Below are 21,017 nucleotides of genomic sequence, written 5' to 3'. Positions count from 1 at the left end.
TCATATAATGGCACATACTTTTGAAGGAAATCTCGTTTCAAGCGGACTAAAATACGGAATCGTGGTCGGCAGATTCAATGAATTTATTACCAGCAAGCTGCTCGGCGGCGCTTTGGACGGACTGAAGCGGCACGGTGCCGGCGAGGACGAAATGGATGTGGCTTGGGTACCGGGGGCGTTCGAGATTCCGCTGATTGCGAGCAAAATGGCCGAAAGCGGCAAGTATGACGCCGTGATTACGCTCGGAACCGTCATCCGGGGAGCGACGTCCCATTATGACGTGGTCTGCAACGAGGTTGCCAAAGGGGTAGCGGCAACCAGCCTGAAAACCGGAATTCCGGTCATTTTCGGTGTATTGACGACGGACAGCATTGAGCAAGCCGTCGAGCGTGCTGGCACCAAAGCAGGCAATAAAGGCTACGATGCAGCCGTATCAGCCATTGAAATGGCGAATCTGAACAAACAGTTCAAATCAATATAATCAGCTATTCTTGTCTTTGGAAATGAGAACCCAATAGAATAATGCTATTTTATGGGCGAATGTCCACAACTTACTGGGCATAATCGCAGGATAATATCGATGGCTAGACCTGCCCAGGCTTGACGAAACCGAATAAATCATGCTTATTTAAATGTAGTGCCTTTACACGGGGCACTATATTTTTTTAATATAGTAGTAGGAAAAATGTTTGCATGATAAACAGGCGTTGTGATAGAGATCATGCACGATATTGCTTATATTATGGACGGAGGATAGGCCGTGAACACAGTATTATATAAACTGGAGACGTTTGAGGGTCCGCTCGATTTGCTGCTTCACCTGATAGACAAAGCGGAAATCAATATCCAGGATATCCCCGTCAGTGAGATTACCGACCAATACATGGAATATTTGCACAGCATGCAGGAGCTGGAGCTGGATATTACGAGTGAATTTCTGGTGATGGCTGCCACGCTGCTTTCCATTAAATCGAAGCTTCTTCTGCCGAAGCCTCCGGTCTTCGAGATGGACGAATTTGATTTCTACGAAGAAGAGGATATTGACCCGCGAGCCGAGCTCGTTCAGAAGCTGATCGAGTATCGCAAATACAAAGGCATTGCCAAGCATTTGCAGGAGAAGGAACTGGAGCGGAGCATGATTTATGCCAAGGAACCTGAGGATCTGACCCCTTGGGTACCGGCGGTGACTGAAAATCCGGTCAAAGGACTCCATGCTGCCGATCTTGTGGCGGCGTTCCAGAAGGCTTTGCGCAAAGCGGTTAAGCGGACCAGTTATACCCGGATCCAGCGGGACGAGATCTCGGTCAAGGACCGGATTCGCCAGGTTGTCAACGTGCTTGAACAGTCCGGGAAGGGCGGCAAGGTGCTGTTTTCCCGGCTTTTGCATGAAGATATGGTAAGGCATGAGATCGTTGTGACGTTCCTCGCGATTTTGGAGCTGATGAAAATGAAGCAAATTTTGTGCTATCAGGAAAAGCTGTTTGACGATATCGTGATGGAATGGAAGGGAGGGGAGCAGTTTCATGGACTTTCCGAAATTGAAATCGATTATTGAGGGGCTGCTGTTCCTCGCGGGGGATGAAGGGCTTACCGTGAAGCAGATCGCGGAGATTGTGGATCACCGGCCCGAGCTGGTGTCTGATGCCCTTACGGAAATGAAGGAGGATTTTGAGCGGCAGCAGCGCGGCATTCAGGTGATGCAAATCGCCGGGAGCTACCAGCTGACGACGCTCGGGGACCATGCCGAATATTACGAAAAGCTGGCGTACTCGCCTTCACGTTCTTCCTTGTCTCAAGCTGCACTTGAAACGCTGGCCATCGTAGCCTACCGCCAGCCGATTACGCGCGTGGAAATCGAGGAGATCCGCGGGGTCAAATCGGAGCGTGCGATTCAAACGCTGGTACATAAAGATCTGATCGAAGAGACGGGAAGGGCGGAAGCGATCGGACGCCCGATTCTTTACGGAACGACGAAAGCCTTCCTTGATTATTTTGGACTGCCCAATCTTCAGGCGCTACCGGAGCCGCAATTGTTTGAAAGCACGGAGAATCTGGAGGAGGAAACGCAGCTGTTATTCGAGAAATTGGACGGCAGACAACTGACGTTTGATGACGTGGACTGAGTTATGCCCGATGACCGGCAATCTATGAAAACATAGATGCCGGTTTTTTGTTGTTTCGGGCTACCCGAATCTTTTCCAGCCTTCTATGCCATACTATGTCCGAAGACAACGATGGTAAATCTGGGGGGCTCTACCGTGTGGATTGCGCTGGCTGTTATTGCCGTTATGATCATATTGTTATTCATTGCCGCCATGTCGAACATCACGTGCACCGTTCAATACAACAAGATGGGCAAGGACGATAAGGCGATGCTGGATATCTACATGCTGTACGGTATGGTCCGGTTTCATTATGAAATGCCAAAGCTCGTGTTTGAGAATATGAAAAAGGGCTTCCTTCTTAAGCTGGAAAAAAGCAATAACATCAGACGAAATTCGGGAAGCACGTCCCACACGCGGATCAACAAGGAAAAAGCCGAAATGTGGGCTTACGACATCCGTGTTCTTTTAAGATCAACCGCTGCTTTAAAAAAATGGCTGCAGCGCACCTTTGCCCATGTCCGCATTCATGAACTGAGCTGGTCCACCAGCTTTTCCACCGGGGAGGCGGAATGGACCGCGATCGCGACCGGTGTGCTTTGGAGTTTGAAGACGACGCTGATCGGCTGGTTATCCTTTCAGGTTCGCATGAAAAGCTCCCCCCGTATTGCCGTCGTTCCCGAATTTAAAGACGAGCTTTTATTTGCGACGGATTTTTACTGTGTATCGAGACTGTCGTTCGGCTATGCCATTTATGCAGCCTTCATCCTGGTTTACCGCATTTTGAAGGTGGAGGGCGGTTTAAGCGATGGTTCCGTATGTATCGCAAAATGAAGGGGAACGGCCATAAAGTTCCAAGCGTTTAATGCGGCCTGAGGGCATTGTCTGCTACATACTCGATATGAATGTGGGTAAACTAACTTGCGAAATGACCTTATTTAAGCATCATGAAGGAGGAAACAGCAAATGTCCGAACATCCAATTCAAGGCCTTATGCAGACCGCTATGGAAAACATCAAGGGCATGGTCGATGTGAATACGATTGTGGGCGATCCCGTTCAAACGCCGGATGGCAGCGTCATTCTTCCGATCAGTAAGGTGGGATTCGGCTTCGCGGCGGGTGGCAGCGATTTTAACGGCGAATATGCCGGCAAAGACGTGCACGCAAGCGGTCAAAACCAGACGGATCTCAAAAACTCGATGCCTTTTGGCGGCGGCAGCGGCGGCGGCGTATCCATTCGTCCGATCGCGTTCCTTGTCGTTGGCAAGGAGGGCGTGCATATCGTGCCGCTGGATAACCAGACGCATCTGTTCGAGAAGCTAATCGATTCCGCGCCGATGATGGTAGAAAAAATCCAGTCGATGTTTCAAATGAACTCATCCGCTGCCGGTGTGAATGCAACGACGCACAGGCATGTAGAAGATCCGGATCCGACGTTTTACTGAACCTAGCCCGTCCCCTTCCAGCCGGAGGGGATTTTTTTATGATATCTGAAAATAAAGCATTCGAGGCGGCCTGTCAAAATGAGCGGTGCATATCAACCCGAAGACAAGCATATACTTGTACAAGATTTTCAAGAATACCGGAGGAAAGATAACCATGTGGATAAAATCGATCACCCGCTGGATCGTCGCGGCAGCGCTGATGCTGACCTGCAGCGTTCCCGTTTCCGCGCAAAGCGGTCAGGCTCTTCCCGAATTACATACGCACGCCCAGGCAGCGGCCTTGATAGATGTCACCTCTGGGCGCCTATTGTATTCGGCGCACGGCGATGACGAGCTGCGGATCGCCAGCCTCACCAAAATCATGACAGCCATTGTCGCGATTGAACACGGAGATTTCAAAAAGCCGGTCAAAGTGAGCAAGAACGCTTTTGGCAAAGAAGGCTCATCCATATATCTCAAGCTGGGTGAGGAAATGACTCTGGAAAACATGCTCTATGGCTTGATGCTTCGTTCAGGGAACGATGCTGCCACCGCCATCGCCGAGCATGTCGGCGGTTCAGAGGAAGGCTTCGTCTATCTTATGAATGAGGAAGCGAAGCAGCTCGGGCTGGCGCATTCCCATTTTGCCAATCCCCATGGACTGGATGCGGATGGGCACTATTCCTCGGCTAATGATATGGCCAAGCTCACAGCTTACGCGCTTCATAACCCGCTATTTCGGGAGATCGTGAAAACGCCCACGAAAAAGGCCCCAAACCCGAATGAGTCCTGGGATTACAAGTGGGATAACAAGAACAAAATGCTGAGGCTGTACGACGGAGCGGACGGAGTCAAGACAGGGTATACGAAAAAAGCTTTCCGCTGCCTGGTCAGCTCCGCTACAAGAGGCGGGCAGCAGCTGGTCGCCGTGACGCTGAACGACGGTGATGACTGGAATGATCACGGCAAAATGCTGGACTACGGTTTTGAATATTTCCCTTTAACTTCATTAATGGAGAAGGGAGAGCCCGTAAAAGGCTATGATTTGGTCGTCAGCAATACGTTTCAATATCCATTCGGACCCAGCGAGAAGGAAAAGGTAGAGAACAAGCTTGTTCTTCATCAGGCTGCCAGGGAGGGCAGTGCGGACACAAGCTTTGGGCTGCGCGGGGAAATCCAAATTTATTTGGAAGGCAGACAAATCGGCACCGTTCCGGTTTATCAGAAAGGAAGCTATCTTCCTGAGCTGCAGGCCAGAAATCCGGTAGCATCCACGTTGGCCTCGGAACATCCGGGAACCTTTACGGGCGCCCTGTCCGAGGTGTTCAAAAAGCTGTTCCTTCAATAGACTGAGGTCCGATCATGCAAGACATGGGAGAGGGGAATGTCATATGATCAATATCATTTGGCTCGCGCTGATCGTGATCGGTTTTGGCTTTGCCGCTGCGCAGGGGAATATTGAGATCGTCACCTCCGCCGCGTTTGACGGAGCCAAGACCGGCGTCACTGTGTGCTTTGGACTTATTAGCGTGCTGGTGTTTTGGCTCGGGATGATGAGGCTGGCGGAAGATTCGGGCCTTCTTCAAAAAATTGCGAAGCTGATGGGCCCGATTGTCAGGTTTCTGTTTCCGGATGTGCCTAAAAACCACCCGGCTATGGGGTATATCCTTTCGAATATGAGCGCCAATCTACTCGGGCTAGGCAATGCCGCGACGCCGATGGGGATCAAAGCGATGCAGGAGCTGCAAACGCTCAATCCAGACAAAACGGCAGCAAGCCCCGCGATGTGCACGCTGTTGGCTTTAAATACGGCGAGCATCACGCTGATTCCAACCACTTTGATAGCGATTCGAATGAATTACAAGTCGGCTAATCCGACAGAGATCGTCGGAACGACGCTGGCTGCGACCGTTGTGGCTACACTGGCCGCGGTGGCGGCAGACCGGTGGTACCGAAGAAGATTCTTGAATAAGCATCCGAAGCCGCCTCAACCTCAGATTCCGGACATTTCAGCAGCTGCGGCTAAACCTGAAATGAAAGGATGATCCTGCGATGACGGCACTGATCAATATGATTTCGGCGTGGGCGATCCCTGTATTGATCGCCTTCATTCCGCTATTTGCGTTTACGAAAAAAGTGCCTGTCTATGAATCATTCGTTGTCGGTGCGAAGGAAGGATTTCAGACAGCCGTTTCGATCATTCCGAATCTCGTCGGGATGATGGTAGCCATCAGCGTGTTCCGGGCTTCCGGGGCGCTGGACTTTTTCGTCGGCTGGACGGGCCCCTTCCTGCACAGACTTGGCGTGCCTAGCGAGATTTTACCGCTTGGCCTGTTGCGTCCGCTTACAGGCACGGGCTCGCTTGCCTTCGCGACCGATCTTATTTCCGTGTATGGACCGGATTCCATGATCGGACGCATGGCTTCCACGATTCAGGGCAGCACAGACACCACGCTGTATGTACTGACCGTGTATATGGGAGCGGTCGGGATCCGCAACGCAAGATATTCATTGAAGGTCGGGCTGTTCTCCGATGTGATCGGCTTTGTCGCTTCCATCGCCGTCTGCCTGCTCTTTTTCGGATGAAACCAATCCGGGTTTCTGTACCGTAACGTAATGATGGACACCTCATATACTGTATCACGATTGCAACTGCACAGTGATTGAGGTGAAATCATGACATTTGAAGGCTTTATTATTCATCATTCCTCCTGCACGTCCATCAATGGAGTGGGCTATGACTTTTGGATCGGGGCGGACGGCCTCGTCACATCAGCTCCTCTGTTGACGGATCCTTCCCATATTCATATTTGTCTGGAAGGCGATTTCAACCGCAGCTACGTGCTGCTCGGCGCTTCAGAGAAGCAGCGGCTTTTCGCCGCGAGCAAACTGATCATGGAGCTGTCCAGACAATACGACATTTCTCCTCTTTTCCTTTATCCGCACTCGCCTGATTGTCCAGGGGAAGATTTTCCTTGGAATGAACTTGTGATTTACCCTTCTCACGGGTATCATTAGTTTGAGGTGACCTATTAAACAATGGAAAGATTACAGAAAATTTTAGCTCAGGCAGGCATCGCTTCCCGCCGCAAATGCGAGGAACTGATACTGGCCGGCAAGGTGGAAGTTAACGGGGAGACCGTTACTACGCTCGGAACGAAAGCGGACCCCGAACAAGATATCATCATGGTGGAAGGCAAACCGATTCGTAACGAAAGCAAAATCTATATTATGCTGAACAAACCCAAAGGCGTCATTACGAGCGCATCGGACCCTAAAGGGCGTAAAATCGTGACCGATTATGTCAAAGGCATCAAAGAGAGAATTTATCCGGTAGGACGTTTGGATTACGATACCGAAGGGCTGCTGCTTCTGACGAATGACGGCGAATTCGCCAATATGCTGACACATCCGAAGCATCATGTGCCCAAAACGTATCTCGCGACCGTGGAGGGCATTCCTCACGGCAGCGAGCTGGACAAGCTCCGTGCGGGAATCCAGCTGGAAGACGGTATGACTTATCCGGCGGAGGTCGAATATAAGGATATCGATACCGAAAAGAACGAAGCGGTCATTACGATTACGATCCATGAAGGCAGAAACCGGCAGGTACGCCGGATGTTTGAAGCCATCGGACACAAGGTGATCCGGCTGAAACGGATTTCGTTTGGCGATTTGCTGCTGCAAAACCTGAAGAGAGGGCTGTACCGCCATTTGACCAAAGCAGAAATCGACAGCCTGATTCAGATGGCTAAATCCGGAAAGCAAGGCAGAAAATAGCTGGGAAGGTCACACAATATTCATAACCGGCCTCCACAAATATGACAAGTTTTCGTTATAATTGTTCATAGAGTGTTCAAAACCTGCGATTGAAACAATGAGATTTGTCATAGTAAAGGAGCATTTGGCATGGGTAAATCAAGAGAAAAAGTTCAGATCATTATCCTGCTTCTGATCGTTGTTCTGGGCGGATATGCCATCGTCTCTCAGGTTTCGGGATCGGGCGGAAAGCCTACGGAAGGCAGCAAAGCGCCAAGCTTTGAACTGCTTGGACTCGACGGCAAAGCCCATAATCTGAGCGAATATAAGGGCAAGGCCATGGTCCTGAATTTCTGGGGAACCTGGTGCGGTCCATGCGTGAAGGAAATGCCGGCTCTGCAGGCGCAGTGGGAGAAATGGAAGGATAAAGACGTGGTTGTGGTCGGAATCAATGCCGGCGAGGACCAAATGGCCGTGGAGAACTTCGTAAACAACGCGGACGTTAATTTCCCGGTGCTGCTTGATCCGAACAAGGACGCGATCGCAAGGTACGGTATTTCGCCTTTGCCGACCACGTTTTTTGTGTCCAAGGACGGAAAAATCAACAAAATTCATCTCGGTCAGCTGGATTTGGCCACCCTCGACAAACAAATTGAAGAGCTGGTGAAGTCGTAATGTTACAGGAAGTAATCGCTTTTAAGAATACAAAATGCGAGTGCGGACACCAGAATCCGGTCGGCACCGTGCTTTGCGAGGCGTGCGGCAGACCGCTCGAAGAAGAGGACCGCGAATCCAACGAAGTTCTGGAAATGCGTTATGACGGGATGGCACGCCGCTCACAGCGTGCCAATCCAAATGTTATCGACCATATTTGGAACTTCTTTTCCTCTGTAAAAATTGCGGTATACATGATCCTATTGACGCTAGTCGGCTCAATGCTCGGGACGATCTTCCCTCAGGAGAGCACGTTCCTGAATATCGACCCGTCCACGTATTACAAGGACACCTACGGAACTTGGGGCCTCGTATACTACAAACTCGGATTAACGCATACCTACGAATCCTGGTGGTTTATCCTGCTGCTCGTCATGATCGGCGCTTCGCTGGTCATCTGTAGTTTGGACCGTGTTCTGCCGCTTTACAAAGCGCTTAGCAAGCAAAGAATACTTAAGCACATGCAGTTTTTGACGCGCCAGCGCGTTACGTATCAAGGTTCGATCGAAGGTACGGCAGAGGATTGGATCAAGCAAGCGGCTGTGCCGATCAAAAAGAAAGGCTATCGTGTGTACACGGACGGAAACGCTCTCTTGGCTGAAAAATACCGTTTTAGCCGCTGGGGCCCCTACGTCATTCACATCGGCCTGATCATATTCCTGCTCGCTGTTCTAGCCCGGGGATTGCCGGGACTTAAGATGGACCAGCATGTTGCCTTCCCTGAAGGGGAAATCAAACACATACCGAATACTTCGTTCTATTTGAAAAACGAAAAGTTTACCGTGGAGTTTTATACGCAGGAGGACATGCCGGAGGAATTCCGCAACAAGGGTAAGGTTCTTCCAAAATTGTTCAGCACGCAAGCAACGTTATACCGCTGCACGGCGGATTGCGATGACCCGACCAAGGAACCGCAGCTGGAAGAAGTGACCAAGCATAATATTGAGGTCAACGATCCGCTCGACTATAAGGGACTCATGGCATATCAATTCGACTACGATTTGACGCCCGTGCTGCGATCGGTGAGCCCGTCCCTGGTTGATGTGAAAACGGGTAAGGACCTGGGCAAATTCAAGCTCGATATTCGCAATCCGCAGCGCAATTATACGGTAGGCGACTATACCCTCGAGCTGAAAGAGAAATACAACGATTTTGGTCTGGATGAAAACGGCAAGCCAGTCACCAAAACTCCGAATCCGAATGCGCCGGCATTTCTTTTCCTGATCAAAGGACCGGATCTGCCAGCTGGTGGTGTGCAGTACATTTATTTCCCGAAGGAAATCGATAAGGAACGTTTCCAGCAGGATGCCATCAACGCCAAGCTGAATGGTGGTGGGAAGGCTCCGCTCATGCTGGACGTGAAGGGCATGGAAAACGTCGATTTCTCGTTGTCCACCTCGTATTTGAACATCCGCGTGGATAAAGTGATGCCATTCATATGGATTGGCGCCAGCATCGTGATGCTCGGCCTGGTGCTCGGATTCTACTGGCAGCACCGCCGCATCTGGCTGCGGATCGATAATGGCGTTTTGACTCTTGGGGCGCACACCAACAAAAACTGGTTCGGCATACGCCGGGAAATCTCGGCCATTCTTCAAAAAATGAATCTGGAAGTGGACGAAAAGTCCCTGGATAACGGAGGAAAACAAGCATGAACTTATTGGATTTCAGCAGTAATATGTTTATCGTCGCATTCTTCCTTTACTGCGCGGCATTCATATTATTCGCCGTTGCTTTGATGGGTCGCAGGTGGAGCAACCGCGATCCGGAAGCACATATGAAGAAATGGGGGAAGATCGCGTTCGCAGTTTCTTCCTTGGGTCTGATCTTCCAGCTGGTGTTTTTCGTAACCCGCTGGATCGGCGGAAAGCATATTCCGGTCAGCAACATGTACGAATTCATGTCATTTTTATCGATGATGGTGATGGTTGCGTTTACGGTCGTATATCTGATCTATAAAAAAACGCTGCTCGGCTTGTTCGCTGTTCCGATTACGATTATTATTATGGCTTATGCCGCCGTATTCCCGCAGGAAGTGCAGCCGCTGATTCCGTCGCTGCAGTCCTACTGGCTTAAGATTCACGTAACGCTGGCAGCCGCAGGCGAATCGTTCTTCGCGATCGGCTTCGCCGCGGGATTTATGTATTTGCTTCGGACTGTTGATTTCAAAGGCAAGGACAAGAAAGCGAAAAAACAGCAGCGCTGGGTCGAAGTCATATTCTTTTCCATTATTCTTGTGATCTCCTTTATCGCAACCGTATTTATATTCCGTGCCGCCGGCTACGAGTCCGTATTCACGCAGACGAAGGTGACCGGACAGGAAGGCGCGCAAACGACGATTACGGAAAAGGTATCTTACAAGCTTCCTCCGATCGTCGGTCCTTATAACAGCAAGATCGAAAGCTACGAGCCGTTCCTAGGCATGAGCAAGCCACTCTTTAATGCTCCGTCCTGGATGAACGGTGTCAATGCAGGTCGCAAATTCAACACGATTATCTGGTCCGTCGTTACAGGTCTCATCCTGTACGGCATTCTCCGTCTGATCGTACGCAAACCGCTTGGGCGCGCCGCCTCTCCTTTGATGGAGGGCATCGATGCGGACGATCTGGATGAAATCAGCTACCGTGCCATCGCGATCGGGTTTCCGATCTTCACCTTGGGGGCGCTCATCTTCGCGATGATTTGGGCCCAAATTGCTTGGGGCATATTCTGGAGCTGGGATCCGAAGGAAGTATGGGCTTTGATTTGCTGGCTGTTCTACAGCGCTTATTTGCATCTCAGATTGTCCCGCGGCTGGCAGGGAAGCAATTCCGCATGGCTGTCGGTTATCGGCTTCCTCGTCGTTATGTTTACCCTGGTCGGGGTCAACCTCGTTATCGCCGGTTTGCATTCCTATGCAGGCGTAGAGTAACTCAGCTTCAAAATTAGACATAAATCTTGCATATACTTTTGGATTTCTAAAGAAAATCCGTTTCGCATTTGATGTTGGATGTTGAAGCGGATTTTCGCTATAATTGACCTTTGAGAGTGTATAAGATCTTCGTATGAACATAAAGGGGTTGTAGTCTATGTCAGAGCACGGAAATCGAATACTGGTTGTGGACGATGAAGAACGCATTCGCCGTTTGCTGAAAATGTACTTGGAAAAAGAAGGTTATGAGGTGGAGGAAGCGGAAGACGGAGAAACCGCGCTGCGCAAAGCTTCCAACCAGGATTATGGCCTGATTTTGCTTGACCTGATGCTGCCGGGTATGGATGGCATGGAGGTATGTACCCGCCTTCGACAATTGAAGTCGACGCCGATTCTGATGCTGACCGCCAAAGGTGAGGAAATCAATCGGGTACAGGGCTTTGAGGTCGGAGCCGATGATTATGTCGTCAAGCCGTTCAGCCCGAGAGAGGTTATTTATCGGGTAAAAGCGATCCTGAGACGATCCTCGGCAACCGCGTATTTATCCAAAGATAGCAATTCCAGCAATAATATCGTGTTCCCGCATCTTGTGATTGAACATGACGCGCACCGTGTGACCGCAAGCGGGCATGAAGTGTCTTTGACACCGAAGGAATATGAGCTTCTGCATTACCTTGCAGTTTCGCCGGACAAGGTGTTTTCCAGAGAAGAGCTGCTCAAGGACGTATGGAATTATGAATTCTTTGGTGATCTTCGCACCGTGGATACCCATGTCAAGAGATTAAGGGAAAAGCTGAACAAAGTGTCTCCGGAGTCTGCTGCCATGATCACGACCGTATGGGGAGTCGGTTACAAGTTAGAGGTGCCAAAGTAACGTGAATTTCTGGACATCGCTAGTCGGTAAGCTGTGGGCAACGATCATTTGTTTGGTGGCATGCATTCTGATTATTATGGCTTTGTTCCTGCTCCCGTATATCGACACCAACTTCTCGAACAATTCCGGAGACATTAAACGTTTATTTACGTATACGGCGATCATCGGTTTTTCGATGACCACCTTTTTTGCGCTTTTTCTTCTCACGAAAATAACGCAGCCCATGCAAAAGCTGATCAGTGCTGCGGAAGCGATCAGCAAAGGGGAATACAGCACCCGCCTTTCCATCGTAACAAGCGATGAGATCGGAAAGCTGGCCAATACGTTCAACCACATGGCGACGGAGCTCGAAGACAATATCCGCAATCTCAATCAGGAAAAAGAGCATCTGGCAAGCGTGCTGCGAAGCATGAGCGATGCGGTCATTACGATCGACAACTCGGGGCATATCATTCTGACCAACCCGCCTGCCCAGAAGCTGATCCCGAAATGGAAGGATATCGGCTGGGACTTGGAGCAGACGGAGGATCTGGAAGGCCCGACGGAAGAAAAGGTTCCGAAGCCGCTTCTGGCTTTGTTCGAGCGTATGCTGGAGGAAAGAACGGATGTCAGCTCCGATGTCCATGTCAAGCAGGGCGTCTGGTCCGTGCATATGGCTCCGCTGTACGCGGAGAACGATATACGAGGAGCCGTAGCCGTGCTGCGGGATATTACCGAGCAGGTGAAGCTGGAGAAAATGCGTCAGGATTTCGTGGCCAACGTGTCGCATGAGATTCGGACGCCGCTTTCGATGATGCAAGGATACAGTGAAGCTTTGCTGGATGGCATGGCGGCATCTCCCGAAGAGAGCCAGGAGCTCATTCAGGTCATTCACGATGAATCGCTGCGCATGGGACGCCTGGTGAAGGATTTGCTCGATTTGGCAAGGATGGAAGCAGGACATACGGATATCCAGCGCAGCCGGCTCGACGTGAATGAGCTGCTGGAACGCGTATACCGTAAATTCTCCGTACGATCCAAGGAGAGCGGAATTGATCTCATCTACGATAAAAAGTCACCTGACCTTGTTCTGGAGGCAGCGGATGAGGATAAATTGGAGCAGGTGCTCACGAACCTGCTGGACAATGCTTTCCGGCATACGCCGGAAGGAAAGGAAATCCGCATCGTGGCCGAACGGATCGGGGAAGGGCATGCGCCGGAGCTTCAGATCAGGATTGAGGACCAAGGCGCGGGCATTCCGCAGGAGGATATCCCGTTTGTATTTGAACGGTTCTACAAAGCGGATAAGGCCAGGGTACGCGGTGCTGCAAACGGGACCGGGCTTGGCCTTGCGATTGTAAAAAATATCGTGGAATCCCATTCCGGTTCCATCCGTGTGGCAAGCCAGCTTGGCGAAGGAACCGTCTTCTCGATAAGACTTCCTGTCGAAAACGATAAATCTTGATAGATAACAAAAAAACACCTCATGAAGAGGTGCTTTTTGTTGAAGATCAAAGATTAATCTTGTTCAACGTGGAACAATTGTGCTAAAAGTCAAGGTGCTACAATTTACAGGGTGATTTCAATGGCACGGTTCAGCTCAGGAAGAGTAGTCAGTTGGGACAGCACTTCTTTTTGTACCGCTTTGTCGACGGTAAGGATCATGATGGCAGCGCCACCGATGATTTTGCGGCCAACCTGCATGGAGGCGATGTTGACGTCGTTTTCCCCGAGAAGCGTGCCGACACGTCCGATGATGCCCGGCTTATCGTTATGAGAAATCAGGATGACATGGCCTTCCGGAGCCATATCGACAGGGAATTTGTCAATTTGCACGATTCGTTCGCCGTATCCGTTCAGCAGCGTACCGGCCACCAAGGTTTCTTCATGATTCTGCGTTTTGAGCGTCACGGTCAACAGATTCGTGAAGCCTTTGGACTTCGAAGCTTTGGTGACAACGACGTTAATGTCGCGCGATTTCGCGAGATGCATGCAGTTGACGATGTTCACTTCGCTGCCGAGGTGATGGCCGAGCACGCCTTTCACGATGTAACGGGTCAAAGGCAGAATATCGATATCGGACAGGTCGCCGGCGACGTCAATGTGGATCTCGCTCACGGCCTGGTTCGCCGATTGCGCGGCAAAGCTTCCGAGCTTCTCCCCGATGGAGAAGTAAGGCTGCAGGCGGCTCATGACGCTGGCAGCGACCGGAGGCATATTGACGGCGTTTTTAAACGGCTCGTTGCGCAAAATATGCAGCACTTCCTCCGATACGTCGATCGCAACGTTCTCTTGGGCTTCTACCGTCGAAGCGCCGAGATGCGGAGTTACGATGATTTTCGGATGCGACAGGAACGGATGATCCAGCTGCGGCGGTTCGCTTTCGAACACGTCGAAGGCCGCGCCTGCCACGATGCCTTCATCGATCGCTTCCACAAGTGCCGCTTCGTCGATAATGCCTCCGCGTGCGCAGTTGATGATGCGCATCCCTTTTTTCATGACTTCAAATTGAGGGCGGGAGATCATATGACGCGTTTCGGGCGTCAGCGGGGTATGAACGGTCATGAAGTCGGCATTGCGGACGATATCATCCACGGACGCGAGCTTGACTTCCATTTTCTCGGCGCGATCCTGAGTCAGGAAGGGATCGAACGCCAAGATGTTCATGCCGAAAGCCTTGGCGCGTTTGGCCACTTCGCTGCCGATGCGGCCCATGCCCATGACGCCGAGCGTTTTGTTGCGAAGCTCAACGCCGAGGAACGACTTGCGGTCCCAGACCCCGCCGACGGTTTTGGCGTAGGCCTGAGGAATATGGCGTGCCAAGGCCATCATCATGGCGAAGGTATGCTCGCAGGTGGTAATGGTGTTGCCGTCCGGCGCGTTGATGACGATGATGCCGCGCTGGGTAGCGGCTTCGAGGTCGATGTTGTCAACGCCGACCCCTGCACGGCCGACGACTTTAAGGTTGGTGCCGGCGGCAAGAATTTTTTCGGTGACACGTGTTTGGCTGCGGACAAGCAGCGCATCGTACTCTCCGATAATGGCTGCAAGCTCATCCTCTGCGAGTCCCGTCTTTTTCTCTACCAGGACGTCCGGTGCATCCATCAGCTGTTGAATTCCGAGATCGCTGATCGGATCCGATACTAATACTTTAAACATGGTTTCTCCTCCTCATTTACGTTACATGTATATTTAGAGAGCCGTATTTCTTTGAAACACAAGCCCGTAAAACCTTGAACGGACATACACGCTTTTTCAAAATATAGTATTCCCTGGGCAACGCGGTGCTGTATAAAAGAGCAGAGATGCAACGGATCGCGAAATCGGGTCAGATCCCGTACATGCAAGCAGAATGAAGGCTGAAATAATATAAAAAACCCTCAATCCGCACACTACTTGCGTAGTAAGGGACGAGAGTTGTTCGTGGTACCACCCTAATTCACCGCCGGTTTCAGCCGGCAGCCTCAGAGGTCTGTAATAGACCCATTTGATAACGGAAATGACCCGACTGCACCTACTTCAATGTTCAATGCAGCTTCTCTGGAACGCTAAGACAACTTGACTGCCACCGATTTGCACCAACCATCGGCTCTCTGAAGACCTTCAAGAATCTTTTTTCCTTCATCGGTTTAACTCGTTAATTTTTTCATAATGTATCACGGCGCGTCGTACCCTGTCAATAGGGAACCTTCGTTTCTTGAATGTTCTTTGTCTATTCTGCTATTATTTTTATGTTATCTTGGGCGTAAATGCTCTAAAATTGCAGCTTGGCACGTTGGAAAGTTCGGAAAATCCGCAAATCGCTCCACTTCGTCGCGGCGTTGTTTCCTGCGACATTTCCGCCGGTTGTTCGGCCGATATGTTGCGGATTTTTTAGCGGGTTACCCCTCGAATTCCCGACAGGGCAAAAATGCGGTATGATAGAAGATGACGACATCATGCTTATCTTGCTTCGAGGCCGTTCGGTGAAATTTTCGAGCGAGCGATCATTGCAAACTACCTTAGGCATGGGTAATGATCCTTGTATCGTTCAATAACTAAAGACAGGCAGGCATAATATGAAAAAATTTAAATTCCGTGCGCCGAAACTGAAGCAGGCCACGCCGGATCAGCTGACAGACCGTCTGCTCCTGATCAATCTTTATCTTACACAGGGTCTTACCTTAATCATCGGATTGATCTGGATACTATTTCAGAGAAGAAATCCGTTTGAATTGTTCGCAACACATAAAGGGGACTATTTTGTGGCTTGGGGGCTTGGATTGGCCGCTGTCATGTTTCTGATCGACTATTTGGTATCCAGAGTGACGCCGGAGGAAGTGATGGATGATGGCGGGATTAATAATATGCTGTTTCAAAACCGTCCGGTTTGGCATATTGTATTCATAGCGGCCCTGGTGGCCGTGTGCGAGGAGCTGCTATTTCGCGGGGCGATTCAGCATGCTTTCGGCCCATACTGGACGAGTATATTATTCGCCGTCATCCATGTCCGCTACCTGAAGCACTGGATCCCGACAGGGTGGGTATTCCTGAGCAGTTATGGACTCGGATATATTTACATCCATTCCGGAACGCTGCTGGCCCCAGTCGTGTGCCATTTTGCGATCGATTGCATTTCCGGGTTAGTGATTCGATTTCGGAGGGAATCATGAGTAGTGAATTAAGCAGAGTTAAAACCTATAACGGTAACCGAAAAAAAAACCAGACAAAAAAGCCCCCTGCAGCCAAAGACGCTCAAGGGACCAAGACCATGAAAAGCAGACCCGAACGGAAGAAGCCGACAGCATCCTCACTGAGCAGAGTAAGGGCTGCAAAGGAGAAAAAAGGGGGAGGAGCCTCTTCGGAGGATCTGGACCGCAATCCGAATGTGACCCGGATGGAGCCGGCGCAGCGTAACTACCGGTCGCGTACGGAAAGGCATCAGGCGGGTTACGGGGCTTCGCATTCGCAGCAAGAATCCGAATCTGCTCCTGCCCGCTCCGAGACGTACGGCTCCCGCAGGAATGTCATCAGCAAATACTTTACGAATTCCTTATTTTTCCTGTTTCTCGTGTTAACCGCATTTTTAGTATACTGGGGAGTCAAAGGCGCTCCTCCGCTTGGTGACCTATGGTAACGGCAGCGCTTTGGTCGTGCGCGGGTATCATTGCAGCCGTTTGTGTGCTGCTGTATGCAAGAATGTCGTATGAGGCCAGGCTTCATGCGGTTACCGATTCCAAAGTTAAGCTGGAGAAGCTTCCAAAGTCGTTTGACGGCAGCCGTATTTTTTTTGTATCGGATATTCATAAGCGCAAGCTTTCCGAACCCTATGTAAGCTCTTTTAAGGGGATGGTGGATTGGGTGTTTCTCGGAGGAGACATCATGGAGAGGAACGTTCCGCTGGAGCGCGTAAGAGAGAACCTGAGGATCCTCTCCGGGTTGGGCCCGATTTATGCGGTATACGGCAACCACGATCTCAAGGCGGAGCCGGAAGGCTTGGCTGAAGCGATCCTTGATGTTGGAGGCGTACTTCTGAAAGACGAGAACCTGCTATTGGAACGGGGCGGAGAGTATGTTTGCCTGACCGGTGTTGATCAGCCCCCAAACAAGCGGGACGGCTACCGCAGGCTGCCCGATCTGCCTCGGGAAGCGCAGTGCCGGATCGTTGTCGTTCACGACCCCGTCTGGATCCGATCCGTGCCGGAGAAACCGGCTTCGCTGATTCTGGCCGGGCACACGCATGGCGGCCAAATCAGGCTGCCGGTATTCGGTGCCATCCGCCTGAATGGCTTTTACCGCAAGTACGATTGCGGATGGTTCAGCTGGTATCAGCCGAAGTCTGCGGTGCAAAGACCGCAAATGCTGATCAGCCGGGGCTTTGGCAACAGACGTGTCGATCTGCGTTTATGCTGTCCTGCGGAAATGCACCTTATTCAGCTGAAGCAAGCGGAGGACGATATTAATCATTAAAAAGCACATGTTCCGACTGGAACATGTGCTTTTCGTTTTTAATCTCCGGAGCGTATTATCTCATTTCCAGCTCGATGCTCCGCGGATCCACAAAGGTGTATCCTTTGCTTTCCAGCTTGGTCAACAGCTGATCGAGCGCTTCGGTGGTCCAAGGGAGCTCGTGCATCAGAATGTTGCTCCCGGCGTGAAGCTGATCAAGCACGTTTTGAATGACCTTTTGCGGATTATCCGTTCCTTTGGATTTCATCGTCCAATCTAGAGAGCCGTTAGACCACGTCATGTATAACAGACCGTTCTCCTTGGCGATTTTCTTGCCGATATCCCCGCCTTCGCCGAAAGGAGGCCGGAAGAATACGGGAGACTCCCCGATGGTATCCTTCACGATTTTCTGCACATCCTCGATTTGCTGCTTCACTTTGGCTTCAGGTTCCTTGCGCAAGGAAATATGGTCCCAGCTGTGGTTGCCGATGATCTGTCCGCGATCATGGATCAGCTTGAGCAGATCGGGATTCTCCTTGACCCGGTATCCGTTGACAAAGAAAATCGCCTTTGCATGATGCTTGTCCAGCGTATCGATCAGGCTGTTGATCCACTCGGCTTTTTTCGGTCCGTCGTCAAAAGTCAGCAGTACGACTTTCTTCTCCGTGCCTTCCTCGTTCGGAACGATGTTATATGCCTTATTCATGTGGTACTTCAGAGGAACAGCGGCTTCGCTGTTCGGATCGGAGGAATCCTGCGAATGGGTATCGTCCTTGTCTGTTTCCGGATCCGTGCTGCCGGCAGTATCTCCCGGCTCAGCGGAAGTACTGTCTTTTTTCGCATCCTTCTGATCCGGCTTCGTGCTGTTTGAGCCTGCAGTCGAAGCCGTCTGGCTGTCATTGGTGGCGGAGCCGGCTTTATTGGGGCTGGTGTCTTTTTTTTCACCGCATGCGCTTAACAACAAGGCAGTTACAAGAAGAAGCGCAGCTGTCTTTTTAACCATTTTTCCATCTCACTTTCCTGTTTTTATGCCGCATGAGTCCGTCTGTTTCAGCGAACAATACATTTGATTTTATCACATAAGGAGGTTGTATTAGTGAATACTTCGTCATTTATCAGCGGTGTTCTTCTGGGCGCCGCGGCCACAGCCATCATGTCCAAAAACAAAGGTTCGATCACGTCCGCCATCACGCATAATGCGGGTAAAATGATGGATATCGGCTCCATTGGCTCGATCGGCTCGGCCAGCTCCGGAAGCCACAGCAGCCAGCCTTATGCCCAGTCGCATGCCCAGTCGCATAATAAGGACGATAGCATGAAGCAAATCCACGATTTCATCAACAGCAATCCCGATGTGAAAAGAGAAGTGGACATGATCATGAAAGAGACCAATACGGTCATACCTGGATTGTAAACGAATCGCATGCTTTTAGAATCATTTTTGGAGCTAAACGCTTCAAAATGATTCTTTTTTTGTCTATTTTACAGCGTGCATTTCTGGTTATATAATGATAACATACTTACATAGAACTATTTTCAGCACACATTATGGGAGACATCATAATTTGTTATATCATTGCTTGCAGAGGAGGATCCTGTCATGAAAATAGAACGTTTGAGCTCAGATAAGATACGGATTTTCCTCACGTTCGACGATCTGAGTGAGCGTGGAATCCAGAAGGAAGACATGTGGCAGGAACTTCCCAAGGTCCATGAGCTGTTCACCGAAATGATGGATCAAGCCTATAACGAACTCGGTTTTGACGCAACCGGACCGCTCGCTGTAGAAGTTTTCGCCTTGCCAGCTCAAGGCATGGTCGTCATCGTGACACGTGGGAAGTATGATCACCAGCAATACAGTCATTTAGGGGAAGATGAACTCCCTGAAGAAGTGTATGAAATGGAAGTGACTTTGGAACAGAGCGATTCCATCGTGTACGCCTTCAACGATTTCGAGGTGCTGATCGAAGCTGCGCATGTACTCGGCGGTCATATCACTGAGGCAGGCCGTCTTTATCATTATAAAGATAAATGGGTGCTATACATGGATCCAGAATTGATCGACTCCGGAAAGCATCCTTCACTTATAGCCGTTTTGGCAGAATACGGAGAGGCTGCTTCCTATACCGAAGCCGTGCTCGACGAATATGGTAAGGTTGTCATGCAGGAGAATGCGATTGCGGTCATCCGCGAGCATTTCAAACGACAGGATTAAAATTCGCGCCGTCATCCCATGAACCGAAGATTCATGGGATGAACTGCTTTTATTAGCGGTATACACGGAAAAAGGGGGAAAGAAACGGTGCTTTGGTTTTCGGTCATTGCTTCGGCGCTAGCGCCGGGACTTGCCCTTTTGACGTATTTTTATCTCAAGGACAGATATGAACAGGAACCGCTGATGATGGTCATCAAGGTGTTTGTGCTAGGTTTTCTGATTGTCATTCCCGTGATGATCATCCAGCGGGGGATGACGGACGGCTTCGGCGGCAACCCGTATGTCGAGTCGTTTATCATTTCATCCTTTGTCGAGGAATTTCTGAAATGGTTCGTCCTGTATCATATGATTTACAACCATACGGAGTTTGACGAGCCTTACGATGGCATTGTCTATGCAGTGGCGATTTCGCTGGGGTTCGCTACCGTCGAGAATATGATGTACGCCTGGTACAGCCACGCCTCGATCGGCGCGATGTTCCTGAGAGCTCTGCTGCCGGTTTCCGGCCATGCCATGTTCGGCGTCATGATGGGTTATTATTTGGGACGCGCCCGCTTCTCCACAGGACGCAAGGCGAAGCGCTATCTTGCATATTCGATGTTCATTCCCTGGTTCTGGCATGGCGTCTACGATTTGATCCTCGCCACCATGACCCAATATTGGATATGGTTCATCGTCCCGCTTATGGCGTTCCTCTGGTATGGCGGAATGGGCAAGGTGTATCGGGCTAACAACCGGTCGCCGTTCCGGTTTTTGAAACGCGAAGAAGAGATTAATACCTGAACAAAATGGGCACACTGACTCCTACGAGATTCCAATGTTGGAAAATTACGGAGGATGGAGGGTGCCTTTTTTGCGTGTTAAAGTGACCATCGTATGCAAGCAGTGTGGAGAACGGTTTGTATTGAGGGGAAAGCGGGAACGCGGACGGATTGAAACCGGCTTTAAGCAGTGCCTATGCAATAACAAGGATCTGTTCGACATCGAAGAGCTTCCGTTCTAGCGTTCATGAACCAAGGATCAAGCCTTGGTTCATTTTTTTATGGAACAAAAAGTGTTGTGATAAACAAATCAGGCGCAGCTCCCAGATGATGCATAAGACTCCATTCT

24 protein-coding genes and 1 other annotated feature are annotated in these 21,017 nt (G+C 50.4%); of the genes, 22 read left to right on the top strand and 2 right to left on the bottom strand.

What is annotated here, in order from left to right:
* The first annotated feature begins 7 nt into the window (after positions 1-7).
* From ribH to PCH05_RS13145, 15 genes are all read left to right on the top strand, one after another.
* Positions 8-481 (top strand): 6,7-dimethyl-8-ribityllumazine synthase, encoded by a 474-nt coding sequence (gene ribH, locus PCH05_RS13215; protein ID WP_127602868.1) that lies wholly within the window; start codon positions 8-10, stop codon positions 479-481.
* Between the two features lie 279 nt (positions 482-760).
* Positions 761-1,555, top strand: a complete 795-nt coding sequence (locus tag PCH05_RS13210) for a segregation and condensation protein A (protein WP_127602867.1) — start codon at positions 761-763, stop codon at positions 1,553-1,555.
* Positions 1,524-2,123: an SMC-Scp complex subunit ScpB gene (scpB, locus tag PCH05_RS13205; RefSeq protein ID WP_127602866.1), complete on the top strand. Its 600-nt coding sequence runs from the start codon at positions 1,524-1,526 to the stop codon at positions 2,121-2,123. The genes PCH05_RS13210 and scpB overlap by 32 nt, the downstream gene beginning before the upstream one ends.
* Positions 2,124-2,258: 135 nt before the next feature.
* Positions 2,259-2,936 (top strand): DUF2953 domain-containing protein, encoded by a 678-nt coding sequence (locus tag PCH05_RS13200; protein WP_164766643.1) that lies wholly within the window; start codon positions 2,259-2,261, stop codon positions 2,934-2,936.
* 132 nt (positions 2,937-3,068) lie between these two features.
* Complete coding sequence (ytfJ, locus tag PCH05_RS13195; protein WP_127602864.1) at positions 3,069-3,548, top strand: GerW family sporulation protein; 480 nt, start codon at positions 3,069-3,071, stop codon at positions 3,546-3,548.
* A 154-nt stretch (positions 3,549-3,702) separates the two neighbouring features.
* On the top strand, positions 3,703-4,875 hold the full coding sequence (locus PCH05_RS13190) for a D-alanyl-D-alanine carboxypeptidase family protein (protein ID WP_127602863.1): 1,173 nt from the start codon (positions 3,703-3,705) through the stop codon (positions 4,873-4,875).
* A 43-nt stretch (positions 4,876-4,918) separates the two neighbouring features.
* Positions 4,919-5,572 carry a nucleoside recognition domain-containing protein gene (locus PCH05_RS13185; protein ID WP_127602862.1) on the top strand — a complete coding sequence of 218 codons (654 nt, stop codon included), beginning with the start codon at positions 4,919-4,921 and terminating at the stop codon, positions 5,570-5,572.
* 7 nt (positions 5,573-5,579) lie between these two features.
* Positions 5,580-6,113: a spore maturation protein gene (locus PCH05_RS13180; RefSeq protein WP_127602861.1), complete on the top strand. Its 534-nt coding sequence runs from the start codon at positions 5,580-5,582 to the stop codon at positions 6,111-6,113.
* A 90-nt stretch (positions 6,114-6,203) separates the two neighbouring features.
* A complete protein-coding gene (locus tag PCH05_RS13175; protein WP_127602860.1) occupies positions 6,204-6,545 on the top strand; it encodes a peptidoglycan recognition protein family protein in 342 nt (113 codons plus the stop codon).
* Between the two features lie 21 nt (positions 6,546-6,566).
* Positions 6,567-7,307, top strand: a complete 741-nt coding sequence (locus PCH05_RS13170) for a pseudouridine synthase (protein WP_127602859.1) — start codon at positions 6,567-6,569, stop codon at positions 7,305-7,307.
* Between the two features lie 129 nt (positions 7,308-7,436).
* Positions 7,437-7,961: a thiol-disulfide oxidoreductase ResA gene (gene resA, locus PCH05_RS13165; protein WP_127602858.1), complete on the top strand. Its 525-nt coding sequence runs from the start codon at positions 7,437-7,439 to the stop codon at positions 7,959-7,961.
* The gene (gene resB / locus PCH05_RS13160; RefSeq protein WP_127602857.1) at positions 7,961-9,655 is read left to right on the top strand and encodes a cytochrome c biogenesis protein ResB; all 1,695 of its coding nucleotides are present in this window, start codon (positions 7,961-7,963) and stop codon (positions 9,653-9,655) included. The genes resA and resB overlap by 1 nt, the downstream gene beginning before the upstream one ends.
* Positions 9,652-10,911, top strand: coding sequence for a cytochrome c biogenesis protein CcsA (gene ccsA / locus PCH05_RS13155; RefSeq protein ID WP_127602856.1), 1,260 nt, complete (start codon positions 9,652-9,654; stop codon positions 10,909-10,911). The genes resB and ccsA overlap by 4 nt, the downstream gene beginning before the upstream one ends.
* A gap of 157 nt (positions 10,912-11,068) precedes the next feature.
* Positions 11,069-11,785 (top strand): response regulator transcription factor, encoded by a 717-nt coding sequence (locus PCH05_RS13150; protein WP_127602855.1) that lies wholly within the window; start codon positions 11,069-11,071, stop codon positions 11,783-11,785.
* A gap of 1 nt (position 11,786) precedes the next feature.
* Positions 11,787-13,229 carry an ATP-binding protein gene (locus PCH05_RS13145; protein ID WP_127602854.1) on the top strand — a complete coding sequence of 481 codons (1,443 nt, stop codon included), beginning with the start codon at positions 11,787-11,789 and terminating at the stop codon, positions 13,227-13,229.
* Positions 13,230-13,333: 104 nt separating this feature from the next.
* Here PCH05_RS13145 and serA read toward each other — a convergent pair whose 3' ends face one another.
* On the bottom strand, positions 13,334-14,923 hold the full coding sequence (gene serA / locus PCH05_RS13140; protein ID WP_127602853.1) for a phosphoglycerate dehydrogenase: 1,590 nt from the start codon (positions 14,921-14,923) through the stop codon (positions 13,334-13,336).
* 244 nt (positions 14,924-15,167) lie between these two features.
* Positions 15,168-15,398 (bottom strand) — a binding site (T-box leader).
* A gap of 424 nt (positions 15,399-15,822) precedes the next feature.
* Between serA and PCH05_RS13135 the strand changes: the two genes are divergently transcribed.
* From PCH05_RS13135 to PCH05_RS13125, 3 genes are read left to right on the top strand one after another with little or no spacing between them, the layout of a single operon-like run.
* Positions 15,823-16,416: a CPBP family intramembrane glutamic endopeptidase gene (locus PCH05_RS13135; protein ID WP_127602852.1), complete on the top strand. Its 594-nt coding sequence runs from the start codon at positions 15,823-15,825 to the stop codon at positions 16,414-16,416.
* Positions 16,413-16,880: a hypothetical protein gene (locus tag PCH05_RS13130; RefSeq protein ID WP_127602851.1), complete on the top strand. Its 468-nt coding sequence runs from the start codon at positions 16,413-16,415 to the stop codon at positions 16,878-16,880. Before PCH05_RS13135 ends, PCH05_RS13130 begins: the two co-directional genes overlap by 4 nt.
* Complete coding sequence (locus PCH05_RS13125) at positions 16,874-17,713, top strand: metallophosphoesterase (protein ID WP_127602850.1); 840 nt, start codon at positions 16,874-16,876, stop codon at positions 17,711-17,713. Before PCH05_RS13130 ends, PCH05_RS13125 begins: the two co-directional genes overlap by 7 nt.
* 55 nt (positions 17,714-17,768) lie before the next feature.
* Here the strand turns inward: PCH05_RS13125 and PCH05_RS13120 are convergent, their stop codons facing one another.
* The gene (locus PCH05_RS13120) at positions 17,769-18,695 is read right to left on the bottom strand and encodes a polysaccharide deacetylase family protein (RefSeq protein WP_127602849.1); all 927 of its coding nucleotides are present in this window, start codon (positions 18,693-18,695) and stop codon (positions 17,769-17,771) included.
* 93 nt (positions 18,696-18,788) lie between these two features.
* On the opposite strand from PCH05_RS13120, the gene PCH05_RS13115 reads away from it, so the two are divergent.
* The 4 genes from PCH05_RS13115 to PCH05_RS27280 all read left to right on the top strand — a co-directional run bounded on the left by PCH05_RS13115 (position 18,789) and on the right by PCH05_RS27280 (position 20,910).
* On the top strand, positions 18,789-19,106 hold the full coding sequence (locus PCH05_RS13115) for a hypothetical protein (protein ID WP_127602848.1): 318 nt from the start codon (positions 18,789-18,791) through the stop codon (positions 19,104-19,106).
* 186 nt (positions 19,107-19,292) lie between these two features.
* Complete coding sequence (locus PCH05_RS13110; protein WP_127602847.1) at positions 19,293-19,907, top strand: genetic competence negative regulator; 615 nt, start codon at positions 19,293-19,295, stop codon at positions 19,905-19,907.
* A gap of 87 nt (positions 19,908-19,994) precedes the next feature.
* A complete protein-coding gene (prsW, locus tag PCH05_RS13105) occupies positions 19,995-20,690 on the top strand; it encodes a glutamic-type intramembrane protease PrsW (RefSeq protein WP_127602846.1) in 696 nt (231 codons plus the stop codon).
* Positions 20,691-20,751: 61 nt separating this feature from the next.
* Positions 20,752-20,910, top strand: a complete 159-nt coding sequence (locus PCH05_RS27280) for a hypothetical protein (protein WP_164766642.1) — start codon at positions 20,752-20,754, stop codon at positions 20,908-20,910.
* The last annotated feature ends 107 nt before the right edge of the window (positions 20,911-21,017 follow it).

It is taken from the genome of Paenibacillus chibensis (assembly GCF_004001045.1).
GTDB classification, from domain to species: domain Bacteria; phylum Bacillota; class Bacilli; order Paenibacillales; family Paenibacillaceae; genus Paenibacillus_AQ; species Paenibacillus_AQ chibensis.
The sequence above is the reverse complement of the archived record's forward strand: the minus strand, read 5'-3'. Positions and strand labels throughout refer to the sequence as shown.